The organism is Bacillus sp. FJAT-22090, from assembly GCF_007676755.1.
GTDB lineage: Bacteria > Bacillota > Bacilli > Bacillales_A > Planococcaceae > Psychrobacillus.
Map to the genome: position 1 here is coordinate 12,271 of NZ_VEBK01000017.1, position 13,657 is coordinate 25,927.

Below are 13,657 nucleotides of genomic sequence, written 5' to 3' on the forward strand. Positions count from 1 at the left end.
TATCTGAGACAAAAAAGATGTATTCTAATTTTGAGATGATTGTAAAAATCGTATGCAAGAGATTATTTCTCTTCCATACGATTTTTTTTTTTAGAAAACTAAAGATTTCAATAAATAAAGGAGGTTCATACATGATAGGTTATTTTCCATGTCCATATAAAGACGAAACTATATATAGTATAGCTGCAAGATACGCTAATCATACGGGGGCTCTATCGAAAAATGCTGTTTTACTAGAATTGTTTGATATACAAAAGCCTATGTTAAATGAAGAATATCTATCTAAGATAGATATTCTTGTATCTAAAATCAATCATTTTTCGAATGAATATACTTTGCATTACTTTTTAAGTAAACACTCTTCATCGCCATTATATACCCCTTTCATAAACAATAAAATTCACAACACTGCTGTTGCGTTAGAATTTCATTTGAAAAGTAAAAAAAAATATAAATGGGATGTTCCTTCAAAGGATTATTTATATTATTGTAGCAAGTGTGTGCAGCAAAGTATAGATAGGTATGGTGAAAGCTATTGGAATAGAGTTTTTCAAGTGCCAGGGGTGATGGTTTGTAGTAAACACGCTAGGTTTTTAGATATATCTCAGATAAATATTGTTAAAAATCCTATAAATAAATTTATTCTGCCGATTGAAGATGTAAATAAGTTGGAGGGAAATGACAATACAATCATTGAACAACTAATTGAAATAGCATCAAATATTGAATATTTCTTTAATAATGAAGTAAAGAAATTTAACTTTAAACAACTATATGAGAAATATTTTGAATTTATTAAGATAGCAGGAATTGCAACTCCGAAATCAACTCTTAAATCGAGACTAGGGGAGTTAATAATTTCGAAATTTAATGAAGAAACTTTAGATATTCTTAACTCCAATCCACGAAATAACAAATGGTTATCATATTTAAGTATAGAAAGGATAAAGCATATTCACCCAGTTAGACATGTATTACTTATGATGACTTTAAGTGAGTCTGTCGAGAGTTTTATTAATACTTCCCCGCAGTATCTACCTTTCGGAAGTGGTCCATGGGTGTGCATGAATCCGTTGTCCGACCATTACTTAGATAAAACTATATCCGAGATTGAAGTTATTTTTAATGATCGTTCTGGGAAGTTTAGAGCTGATTTTATTTGTAGTTGTGGATTCACTTATACGTTAAATACTGGAGAGAGTAATCCTCTTAGTATAAACAAGTTCTCTAGAAGGGTTAAAAAGAAAGGAATGGTTTGGGAAAGAGAGTTCGATAAATTAGTAAGCGACGGTATAACGGTTAAGGAATTAGCTAAAAAAATAAAACAAAGCAGAAATACGGTACAAAATATTATTAAAAAAGGACATAGATATCTTGAGAACGAAAAGAGAGAGAAACAAAAACAATTAAACGACAAAAGAAAGAAACAAGAAAAAGAGGATAGAGAGAAATGGGTTGAAATTTTTAAAAATCACCCTAACTACTCACGGACAGAATTGAATGATATGTATGGGAATCTTTATAATAGGCTATTAGTAAGAGATAAAGAGTGGTTAGAAAAGAACACCCCAGCTTCCAAAAGGGGAAGATCAAAATATAGCGAAGAAATTTACCAAAAAGAAGATTTACTGAAACTTGAAGAAGCTAGGCATATATTCAATAATTGGTCTACCTATGAACAACAAGCGGGAAATATAATAAAAATGACCAGAAACACCTTCTATAAAAGATTAAGAACGGATTTGCGTAATAAAGACAATTATCCACTGACAGATAGTTTTATTAGTTCAATTCTAGAATCTGTTTCCGATTATCAGATTCGGTTAATACATCAATGTATGGAAAGACACTATCAGAATGTAGAGGTGAAAAAATACGAATTAATAGCCCTAACAGGTATCAGAGCTAAAATTCTACCTGAAATACATACTTACATAGAAAAAATTATAAGGGAACACAACGAAATATAAAGTGTTCAATCAAAAAAAGGTGGTTTTCTTTAAGTGTCAAAGCGTAAAAATAATTGGTCTGAAGAGAAAAAAGAACGTTACATAAAGGAAGGAAGGGGACAGGGAGAGTTAGGAGACTATATTCCTTGGTTGAAAATACAGAATGTTTCTTCAGATGGAAATGTTACACGATTAATAGGTTGGAAAACCAAAAGACAGCATGAATTTTTATCAAATTTAGAGAGAGACTATTTTCTTTTATTAGAATGGGCAGATGACGTAGTAGATATTAGGGAACAGTTTTCTTTGAAGGATACAGTAACTTTTAAAATTGCTGAAGAAAAAGGGATTGCTCATTCAATAGATAGGACCACAAAAGCGCCTATAGTAATGACAACCGACTTCTTAATTACTATCATAAAAAATCAACAAAAAGAGTATCTAGCTCGTACAGTAAAGCCGAGTGGTCATCTTGAGGATAATAGGGTAATTGAAAAATTTGAAATAGAAAGAGAGTATTGGAAAAAAAACAAAATAGATTGGGGAATTGTAACCGAGAAAGAAATATATAGTGAACTTACGGACAATGTTTTATGGATTCATAAGTTTTACTATTTAGATGATCAGGAAGATATTGATAGCGCTAGTTTATTCTTAAGTATTTTACTCTCTAAAAAGGATAAGAATGAAAAAGTAATAGAAATATGTAATAAATTTGACGAAGATTATCACTTAGATGCGGGGTCATCATTGAACTATATTAAGCATTTTCTAGCCAGGAAGTATATCTTAGTGGATATGAACAAAAAAATAAACGTAAGAAGTTTATACATGAATGAATTAAATTTTAACATTAGTGAGGAGGATAAAGATGATTACATTAGCAGTTAATGAATTAATAAGTGATATAGCTAGTGACAAAGTTTATCGATTGCTCTGGATAGATGATGGAAACTTTATTACATATGTAATAGACATAGAGGAAGCAAAAGCTCTTCCATTACTTATAAGAATAAAAGATATAAGTCAAGGATTATTAGAAGGTACCTACGTTAAATTAAATAAATCAAACATTAAGTCAAATTCTTTTGATGATTTGTCTGAGGGGCATTTAAAAATTAGAGATAAATCTTGGGGAATTATAAAAGATTTAGTGCAGGATGAGCCGTCAATTTATAAGAAGAAAGAACGTAGTGAGCATATAAATAAACTTGTGAATACGAAATTATGTACAAACAAAACTGCATACAGATACTTAAGGAAGTACTGGCAAAATGGTATGACTATCAATAGTTTGTTACCCGACTATGAGAATTCAGGAGCGAAAGGAAAGGATAAAAAAAGTGGTGCAATTAAAAAGGGGAGACCTAGGACAACTAAGAGTGTCGGAATAAATATCACTGATGAAATAAAAGTAATCTTTAATAAAGCAATTAAAAAGCATTACTTCACAAGCAAAAAGAACTCCTTGTCTCATACATATAAAATGATGATTAAAGAATATTTTGCAGACAATATCCGTTACGAAAATGGGGTTAAGCATATTGTTATTCTTGATGAAAATAGTATCCCTACCTTACGTCAATTTAGTTATTGGTTTAAAAAGGAATATGATATTAAGCAAGTATTAATTAACCGTGAGGGAGAGAAGAAGTTTGAAAGAGATTATAGGCCAGTTTTAGGTTCATCGACATATGAAACGATGGGACCAGGATCCCGTTATCAAATAGATGCAACGATAGGGAATGTATATCTTATTTCCAGCTATAATTCAGATTGGATAATTGGCAGACCAATAATTTACTTTGTTGTTGATGTATTTACACATATGATTACAGGAATGTATATCGGGCTTGAAGGGCCTTCATGGGCGGGAATGATGATGGCCATTGCAAATGCAACAATGGATAAACAAGAGTTTTGTATGAAGTATGGAATTCCTATTTCAAATGAAATGTGGCCAGCTGCACATTTGCCAGAAATCATTGTTGGGGATCGTGGGGAACTAGAGGGTTACAATGTGAATAGCTTGATTGAAGGATTAAATATTTCTATTGAAAATAATCCTTCATTTAGGCCGGATTGGAAAGGAATTGTTGAAAAACTCTTCGATACTTCACAAGAGAAGATAAAGCCGTTTTTACCAGGATACATACAACCTGATTTTGGTGAACGAGGTGCGGAAGACTACCGTTTAGAAGCCAAATTAACTCTTGAACAATATACGAAAATTATTATAAACTTCGTCTTACATTATAACAAAAATTACTATATGAAAAATTATTTAAGAGATCCCGATATGATAATAGATAATGTTAGACCAACTCCCAATGAGCTTTGGAAATGGGGGGTAAAGAATAAGGCTGGCAAGCTACGTAAGGCTGAACTGGATACAGTTAAATTTTACTTAATGCCGAAGGCGAAGGCAACTGTAACTGCAGAAGGTATAAAATTTAAAGGAATGTTATACAGCTGTGAAATAGCGATAAAAGAACTTTGGTTTACTCATGCTAGAAAAGAAGGAAGATGGAAAGTAGATATTTCATATGATCCTCGAAACATGAATACTATTTATCTTCATACAAAGGATAAGGAGCTTTTTGAAGATTGTTATCTTTTAGAGCACCAAGAACGATTCCAAAATAAAATATTTGAAGAAATTGAACAGTTATTAGGTACGGAGAATAAGAATTTTAAAAATGAAAATCAATACCTGCTCCAGGAGGAAATTAATTTCTTTAGTAACATTGAGGCAGTTGTAAAGGAATCATTGGAAGATGCTAAGCATACACAGACTAGTCAAATAAGTAAAACAAAAAAAATAAAAAATATTCAAGAGAATAGAAAGCTTGAAAAAGGGTTACAAAGAAAGAAAGAAGCATTTCAAATGGGGGAAGAAAAAGATATAAAAGAAGTAGAGATTATAGATTTCAATACTGAATTAAGTGAAGGGAGAGTCCAAACGCCTTCAATTAAGGATCTATTTAACAAAAGGAGGGGGAGAAAAAATGATCAAACAACGTAAAACAATTAAATTAGAAAATGGAAGAGAGGTATTATTAGCAGAGTATCAGAAAGGGGAATTAACTGACTACAAGGGAAATCCACTTATTGAGGTACTCCCCCCTATTTTGTCATTTGACGAGTCTTTTAATCAACTGTGTTATCTACCAGAATATCATCCAAATGAGAAAAATTTATCAATTCATCTGCGCTATCATGCTCTATTACGTTTAACGCGTTTTTTTCAACCCGTAAATCAAACATTGAAATTAGAAGTACGTTTTTCACGATTTATTAGAGATGGGTATGTATATAGGAACCCACTACAAAAGCAACACGTTCAAACTCTTAATGAATTGCATAATAAATTAGTTAATAACGAAGAAATAGGATTACCACCTAATATAAGAAATTCAGCATCAAGCTTCACTTTAATTGGATTTTCAGGGATAGGGAAAACATCAGCAATTGAAAGAATATTATCTTTATACCCTCAAGTTATTTTACATCAACACCCCTTAAACTTTATTCAAGTTGTATGGATAAAGCTGAATTGTCCATTTGATGGTTCTTTGAAAACATTATGTATGGATTTTTTTCAAAAAATAGATTTACAAATTGGTACTAACTATTACGAGAAGTATGGTAAGCCATCAAACTCAGTAAGTTCTATGGTCACAAGAATGGGACAAATTTCACGATTACATTGCGTGGGTGCTTTAATTATTGATGAAATTCAACACTTGTTATCCGCAAAAGGTGTCGCATCTGAAATGATGATGAACTTTTTTGTAACACTAGTGAATGAAATTGGTATACCTGTAATGTTTATAGGAACAATGAAGGCACGAGCATTGCTACAAAAGGATTTTAGACAGGCACGTAGAAGCAGTGGTCAAGGAGATATGGTCTGGCAACAAATGAAAAATGATGATGATTGGGAAGTACTAATCACGAGCATGTGGGATTATCAATGGACGAAAGAGTATTCCGAATTAAATAAAGAACTAATAGACACTTTTTATGAAGAAAGCCAGGGAATAATTGACATTGCAGTGAAATTATATTTTCTTGCACAGACTAGAGCAATAGAAACTGGTGTTGAAAAAGTAACTCCTCAAATCATTCGTAAAGTTTTTAAGGAAGATTTAAAACTAGTTCACCCAATGATAAATGCTCTTAAATCAGGTGATGCAGCAGCAATAGCCAAGTATGAGGATATTCTTCCAATGGACTTGGAAGAATATATTCTAAATAGAACGCCTATAATTGACATTAAAGCCCAAATGCAAGCGAAAAAAGAAAAAATTGCACAAGATCGATTAAAAACAGATCTAACAAAATTAGAAAAGCTTATAATATCTTTAATAAATTTAGACATCAAGGAAAAGGTTGCAGAAAATGCAGCAAAATATATATTAAAAAAGTCACCTGATTTAACTATCACTCAATTAATGACGGAAGCACTAATATATATTGAAGAAAAGAAACAAAATGGACGGAATATAAAAAGTAACTCGAGTAAAAATAATTTGAGATTAATAATAGATAAGGGAAGGAAGAACAAAAAGTCAGCCTATGAAGCTTTAAATGATGAAGGTTACATCAAAAGTGGTTTGTCAGAATTCATAATTAAAGGAGTATAATATTTGATAGCTTTCTTTCCATCTATTTATAAAGATGAATTACTAAGTAATGTTTTAGCAAGATATCATAATCGTTCTGGAAATATAACTTTAAAAAGTACCACAGAGGAGTTATTTGGAAAAAACAAAGCATTTATTATTCCAGATTTCCCTACTGATTTAGAAGAGTTGTATGAAAACATTTGTCATTTTAGTGAAATGAATGTAGATGATTGGATTAATAAACATACTTTATATCACTATTACACAAACTTTAATACGAAGAAAACCAAACTAATTATTAGGGAAACGATGTTAATTAGCAAAGGGAAAAACTTATTGCATTATATAACTGGACAAATGGCGAGTACTGTAAAAGAACCTGTTTATTATCGCTTTTGCCCTAAGTGTTTGTGTAAAGACATGGAAGAGCATGGAGAAACTTATTGGCGCACTTATCAGCAACTACCAAGTGTATTTGTCTGTTTAGTACATAACATGATTCTGGAAGATAGTTCAGTGTTATTTAGGCAAGAGAATTCATGTATAAAGCGTCCAACTGTTCTAAAAGATATGATTAGTAAAGATAATATCCAATATGATTTTTCTAAAATTAACCAACATTTATTATATATTTTATCCCAGGAGAGTTATAAATTAACGATAGCAGACTACAATTTTGACCAAATAAAACTTTTGGAGATATATCACTATTTATTACAAGAAAAAGGGTATATGAAATCCCCAAAAAATATAGATCAGAAACGTTTAGTGGAAGATTTCATTGGGATGTTTGGTTTGGACTTTTTAAATTTAATGCAATCATTACCAAGCGAAAATAATAATGATTGCTGGCTAAAATCGATTACAAGGAAACATAGAAAATCATTTCATCCAGTAAGGCATTTATTATTTATACATTTTTTAGATGAGTCTATTGATACAATTTATCAATATGCTAATAAGTCTTATAATCCCTTTGGTGAAAAACCGTATCTATGCTTAAATCCGGCAGCACAGCACTATCTAAAGCCAGTTATTACAAATCTAAAGATTACAAGCTGTTACGACACAAAGAGACCTGTAGGGACTTTTTATTGTTCCTGTGGGTTTGTGTATTCACGAAGGGGTCCAGATAAAACTCCAGAGGATAAAGAAAAAGTGGGGAGAATAAAGGAACTTGGAGACATCTGGAATAATAAACTAAAACAATTAATACAAGTCGAGAAGTTAAGTTATAGAGCTTGTGCCAAAATAATGAAAGTAGATACAAAAACTATAATTAAATACGCTCGTAACACTCAACAACAAAATGTAACAGAGAATAAGGTAGATTATTCACACCATGATTTTAAGTCTCAGTGGTTAGAATTAGTACTCCAAAATCCGACCTTTTCAAAAACTGAGCTAAGAAAGAAGAAACCTTCCCTTTATATGAAATTATACAGGGCTGATAAGGAATGGTTAAATCAACATTCACCCATTTCTTTAAGAAAAAAAAGCATCAATAAAAGAGTAGATTGGTCTGAAAGAGATGTGGAAACTTTAAAGGATGTTAAGAATGCATGGAAGGAATTAAGTAGTCGAGATAAGCCTGTACGGATAACACTAAGTAGTATTGCAAAGGCAATAAATCAGAAATCTCTTTTGGAACAGAAAGCAGATAAATTACCATTAACAATAGACTTTATTAATACTGTTACTGAATCGGTTTTAGATTTCCAAAAGAAACGTATTGAATGGTCGGTAGATCAGTTAAAAGATGAAGAGCTGACTATTTGGAAAATAAGGCGTAAGGCAGGAATTAGAGATTACTTTTATCAAGAGTTAGAGGCAGATATGAATAGTTACTTATAGTTTAAGGATTCTTATTAATATAAAAAAACATTTCATAATTCGCAACGACCTAAACAAATGAGACAAATAAAAACACCTTTCGTTGAAAAACGGGTATACAATACCTCTAAATTCAATAAGGAGGTGTTTTTTCTATGAGGACAAAAGTCAGTTATCCAACTGAAGTAAAAATGAATGCTATTGAAATGCGATTAGCTAAGGTACCTATCTATAAAAGAAATAATGGAAAATTGTTTATATGTTGGTTTCTGCATAGTTTCTTCATATTTATTCTCTATACTATCTCAGAGGATTGCCTTAATCGGTTGTCCCAAGACAAATCCTTCGTAGACTCTAGTTGAATAATTTTCTTAAACTTAAAATGACTCTAATATTACTTTTAGGACCCTTTCGTTAAATAATTTCATTTTAATAAGTCATCAAATACTAGCTAATCGAAATGGCTTAAGTTATCCAGTTTTAATTGATGACAATAAAAGTGTAATGGAGTAAGATAATATCCATCCTTTTCCAACTACTATTCTTATTGTTCCCAGAAGCGAAATAGAGAAAATAATCAGGGCAAGATGAGAGAAGTAGGTGTAAAGCAATATATATAGTAAACAATACCTAACTAAACTTATTGTGATTGTTATATGGATAACAATGTTAATGAAACTTAACATTCTAAATTTATCCAGAAGGGAGGTTCGAATGCTCTAATGAATAGAATATCGACAAAGCTAACAGCCTACTTTTTTATTGTTGTATTGATAATGGAAACATTTCTAATTTTTTATCTCCATCAAAATATTATTCACACCAGAATTGATGAGGAATTTTCTTTATTGTTAAAAAACGGATCAAATCATAGAGAAGTTCTTGAAGAATACTATTCCGACACAACCTTGAAACATATCGTATTGATGGAAAAAGGAGGAGAGAGAGAAGTTGTCATTACGGATAATAAAGGTGGAATCATTAGTAGCTCGTTCAAAAACAATGCATCTATAACTGAATTTCTTCCTCTAATTAAGAATCTTGATTTGAGAATCGATGAGGTATTGATTTCAGATTGGGAAGAGTCTCCATATATCATTAGTGCACACCCTTACAAAGGGAATAATAAACAATCTGGCTATGTAGTCATGTTTCAAAGTACAAGTTCTATTGAACAATTGGTGGGTAAGCTAAACATGCATTTTGGGATTGCTGGTGGGACGAGTGTTTTTCTTCTGTTTATTGTCTATACAGCTCTATCTAGACTTCTCACAAGACCTTTAATACGTATGAAGGAAGCTACTGAGAAATTAAGCAAAGGCGATTTTGAAGTGAGTCTTCCATACATCGGTAAAGATGAACTTGGTGATTTGTCAGGTTCTATTCAAAAATTAGCTGATGATTTAGAAAGGATGAAAACAGAGCGAAATGAGTTTTTAGCCTCGATTGCTCATGAACTAAGAACCCCTTTAACTTACTTAATTGGTTATTCAAATGTAGCCATGAGAAAAGAAATTAGTATAGAAGAACGAGAACAGTATCTTGCAATAATAACTGAAGAGTCAGAACGAATGAAAGAACTTGTGAGAAATTTATTAGATTTAGCTAAAATGGATGAAAATACTTTTACTGTGACAAAAGATTATTTTTGGACACAAACGTTTCTTGAAAATATTATCAAACTAGTTGGACCTTCTTTTGAGATGAAGAATATTAAGCTTAGTTTTGTATGCGGAGACAACTTTCAAGTCTATGCTGATTCCTTACGATTAGAACAAATTGTATTGAATTTACTGGATAATGCCTTGAAGTATTCTAAAGAATATACACAGGTCACACTGAAAGTTCATAAAAAAGAAAAGAAAACAATCATTTCCGTAATAGATTTCGGAATTGGTATTCCCTCAGATGAGATTGAATTCATTTTTGAAAAGTTATATCGTGTTGAAAAGTCGCGCTCACGTTTATCTGGAGGTTCGGGAATTGGACTTGCTGTTGTGAAGGAATTAGTAGAAGCACATGGTGGTAGCATTGAAGTCCAAAGCGTCTTGGGCAAAGGAAGTACATTTACCATAACGATTTAGCTTTATTTAGAATTTTGTCTAGGCCTAATCAAATAGGAGGTTTTTAGGATATATGCGGACAATTTTATTGGTTGATGATGAACAAAGGATGTTAGATCTAATTGAATTGTTTCTCCTACCGCTTGGATTCAGATGCATTAAAGAAACAAATGGCCAGGAAGCAATTGAGTTACTAAGAAATGAGAAAGTTAATCTTGTCCTGTTAGACGTTATGATGCCAGATATAGATGGATGGGAAGTATGTAGAGAGATACGTGAATTTTCAAATGTACCTATTATTATGCTTACAGCTAGATCCGATAAGATGGATTTAGTAAAAGGATTAAACACTGGGGCCGACGATTATATTACTAAACCTTTCGATGAAAAAGAGTTGGTAGCTAGAGTAAATGCCGTTTTACGACGGTTCTCTGAACACGAAACAGAGGAAGAAGAGATTTCCTACGAAGACTTTAAGTTAGATAAAGAAACTTATTCCTTGCAATATCATAGTCTAATCTCGCAATTAACACTGAAGGAATTCTATATCGTGGAAGCATTAATTTCTCGGCCTAAAAAGACTTATACACGAGAAGAACTTTTACATGCTGCTTGGGAATATGACACATATACAGATACGAGAACGGTGGACTCACATATTCGAAATTTAAGAGAGAAGTTAAAAAATGCTGGCTTTCCTATTGATGAATTTCTTAAAACTGTATGGGGAATAGGATATAAATGGAGTTAAAGGAGAAAAGTCAAAATGAAGAAATATAAAATTATTTTAGGTTTATTAGTATTTATATTAGTTCTATCTGCATGTAACTCAAATGAAACTGAAGTTTTCTCGTTTGGGGAAGTAAAAAATAATCAAATTGATCATATACACGGTTTGGGGTATATCAACGGAGGTAGCGATGTAGTCATTGCAACGCATTTGGGATTATATAAATATGAAAAGGATGGTTGGCAAGAAGCAAATAGTCAAAAACATGACTATATGGGCTTTCAAGCTGTAAGAGAAGGATTCTTTTCAAGTGGTCATCCAGAAGAAGATTCTGAATATAAAAATCCTCTTGGTCTTATTAAAAGTATAGATAAAGGTGGGAGTTTCGAACAATTAGCGTTTTACGGTAAGATTGATTTTCATTATCTTGCAGCTGGTTATGATTCCAATACGATTTACGTTTTAAATGAAACGCCAGTTGAAGAGATGAACGAAGGTCTACATTATTCTATTGATGAAGGGGCTTCATGGACTAAAGCAGCTATGAATGGATTTACTTCCAACTATATTTCTAATTTGTCTGCCCATCCGACCCGTAAAGAAATAATTACAATCGGTAGTAAGGACGGAATATTTATATCGAATGATTATGGCCAAAATTTTAAGCCAATGAATGATACCAAAATGGTCACTTATGTAGCGTTGACAGAAACGGGAGGGTTTTATACCAACCTTGAAAACGATACTGTCTACCTTAAATCCTTCTTGTTTGAGAGTAATGTAGAAATTAACATACAACTTCCAAAAGATCTGAAGAAGGATCCAATCACTTTTGTCACGGTTAATCCTGAAAACCAAAAAGAGATTGTATTAGTTACATCTAATAATAATATTTATATAACTAAAGATGAAGGACTATCTTGGGATAAAATATCTTCTAACGGTGAGTTATCAAAATAAGAGGGTGGAAGGTGTTTCATAGATGTATAGTTTGATGGCAAAGTTTAGTCAAACAATTAGTGAACCAGTTACAGTTTTCTTACACTCCTCTGAACATTCCCCAATTATAGTTGCGCTCCTTCTTGGTTTGATTGGAGCTGTGGCACCGTGCCAACTGACAGGAAATATGAGCGCAGTTACCTTTTACGGAAATCGTACTGTACAAATGAAGAATAACTGGGGAGAAATAGTAGCCTTTATAGCAGGGAAAGTTGTTGTATTTAGTCTGATTGGGTTGCTGGCTTGGATATTTGGTCAATCATTTGAAACTAAGATGACAGAGTATTTCCCTTTATTCCGCAAAGTAATTGGTCCACTCCTAGTGGTTACTGGACTTGTGCTTTTAGGGTTTTTTAAGCTTAGATTTCTTAACCGTTTAACAATGTATATCCCTATGGCATTAAAGGAAGGAAAGTCGGGATCCTTTATGTTGGGAGCAAGTTTTTCCCTAGCATTTTGCCCAACTATGTTTGTTCTCTTTTTTGTCTGGCTTATGCCAACTGTAGTATCAACTACCTATGGTTTTTTATTACCAGCTGTATTTGGAATTGCAACGTCGATTCCACTAATCCTTCTATTTGTTTTAATATGGTTTTTTGATGCTAAGAAATTAATCATGAAAAGTAGTATAAAGATGGGAAGGATAATACAACGCATAGCTGGGGTTGTTCTAGTTATTATAGGTCTTTTTGATACAATAACTTATTGGGGAATATAGCTTAAAGATAGTTTGATAAATATTTTTTCGTGTTAGTGTGAAAAGCAGTTAAAGGATATACAACTTAAATAGCTATACTGGAAATACTACATGGAAGAGGCTGGCAAACTGGTCTCTCCATGTATTTTTTATTTAAATTTTGTAGTTTTAGGAAGTAGTTTGTGTTGATGAGTGAAATTACCAGGAGGAAATCAATGAAAACTGCTAAAAACACTTTAGTTAGTATTAGTTTTATATTATATTTATTTGCATTAGTTTTTATATTATTCTTAGACTCAAGAGGTTATAGATGGTCAGATTTATCTTTTAGGGAATACATAAAGTGGTCTTCGAATTTTATACCATTTAGAACTATAAATCTATATGTTCATTCTATAGTACATGGAACCTTGAATATTACCATTCCTTTAAAAAATCTTGGTGGTAATTTAATTTTGTTTTTACCTATGGGCATTTATTTACCACTCTATATAAAAAAATTAAATAAAATACGTTTATATGTAATTACGATGACTGTTTTATTATTATTTATTGAGGTAACACAAGTAGTTTCAAGAAGAGGAAGTTTTGATATCGATGATTTGATTCTAAATATGCTCGGTGCTTTAATAGGATTTGCAATTTGGAATATTAGATTTGTACAGAAGTAGTAAATTAATTCGTATTCATAAAAATTGTAAAAGCTCTAAGAAGACTATACTTCTTCTTAGAGCTTTTACATTTAATATGAGAAA

General features: G+C 31.9%; 10 protein-coding genes. All 10 read left to right on the forward strand.

Annotated elements, in window-relative coordinates:
- Positions 1 to 131: 131 nt before the first annotated feature.
- Positions 132 to 1,970: a TnsD family Tn7-like transposition protein gene (locus tag FS486_RS17255; RefSeq protein WP_186321498.1), complete on the forward strand. Its 1,839-nt coding sequence runs from the start codon at positions 132 to 134 to the stop codon at positions 1,968 to 1,970.
- A 33-nt stretch (positions 1,971 to 2,003) separates the two neighbouring features.
- Positions 2,004 to 2,840, forward strand: a complete 837-nt coding sequence (locus FS486_RS17260; protein ID WP_144513241.1) for a TnsA endonuclease N-terminal domain-containing protein — start codon at positions 2,004 to 2,006, stop codon at positions 2,838 to 2,840.
- A complete protein-coding gene (locus FS486_RS17265) occupies positions 2,821 to 4,974 on the forward strand; it encodes a Mu transposase C-terminal domain-containing protein (RefSeq protein WP_144513243.1) in 2,154 nt (717 codons plus the stop codon). Before FS486_RS17260 ends, FS486_RS17265 begins: the two co-directional genes overlap by 20 nt.
- Positions 4,958 to 6,598 (forward strand): ATP-binding protein, encoded by a 1,641-nt coding sequence (locus tag FS486_RS17270; protein WP_144513245.1) that lies wholly within the window; start codon positions 4,958 to 4,960, stop codon positions 6,596 to 6,598. Before FS486_RS17265 ends, FS486_RS17270 begins: the two co-directional genes overlap by 17 nt.
- A gap of 3 nt (positions 6,599 to 6,601) precedes the next feature.
- The gene (locus tag FS486_RS17275) at positions 6,602 to 8,434 is read left to right on the forward strand and encodes a TnsD family Tn7-like transposition protein (protein ID WP_144513247.1); all 1,833 of its coding nucleotides are present in this window, start codon (positions 6,602 to 6,604) and stop codon (positions 8,432 to 8,434) included.
- A gap of 701 nt (positions 8,435 to 9,135) precedes the next feature.
- Positions 9,136 to 10,497 (forward strand): HAMP domain-containing sensor histidine kinase, encoded by a 1,362-nt coding sequence (locus tag FS486_RS17280; protein ID WP_144513249.1) that lies wholly within the window; start codon positions 9,136 to 9,138, stop codon positions 10,495 to 10,497.
- 52 nt (positions 10,498 to 10,549) lie between these two features.
- The gene (locus tag FS486_RS17285; RefSeq protein ID WP_144513251.1) at positions 10,550 to 11,227 is read left to right on the forward strand and encodes a response regulator transcription factor; all 678 of its coding nucleotides are present in this window, start codon (positions 10,550 to 10,552) and stop codon (positions 11,225 to 11,227) included.
- Between the two features lie 15 nt (positions 11,228 to 11,242).
- Positions 11,243 to 12,166 (forward strand): F510_1955 family glycosylhydrolase, encoded by a 924-nt coding sequence (locus tag FS486_RS17290; protein ID WP_144513253.1) that lies wholly within the window; start codon positions 11,243 to 11,245, stop codon positions 12,164 to 12,166.
- Between the two features lie 22 nt (positions 12,167 to 12,188).
- Complete coding sequence (locus FS486_RS17295; RefSeq protein ID WP_144513255.1) at positions 12,189 to 12,923, forward strand: urease accessory protein UreH domain-containing protein; 735 nt, start codon at positions 12,189 to 12,191, stop codon at positions 12,921 to 12,923.
- Between the two features lie 194 nt (positions 12,924 to 13,117).
- Positions 13,118 to 13,573, forward strand: coding sequence for a VanZ family protein (locus FS486_RS17300; RefSeq protein WP_144513257.1), 456 nt, complete (start codon positions 13,118 to 13,120; stop codon positions 13,571 to 13,573).
- The last annotated feature ends 84 nt before the right edge of the window (positions 13,574 to 13,657 follow it).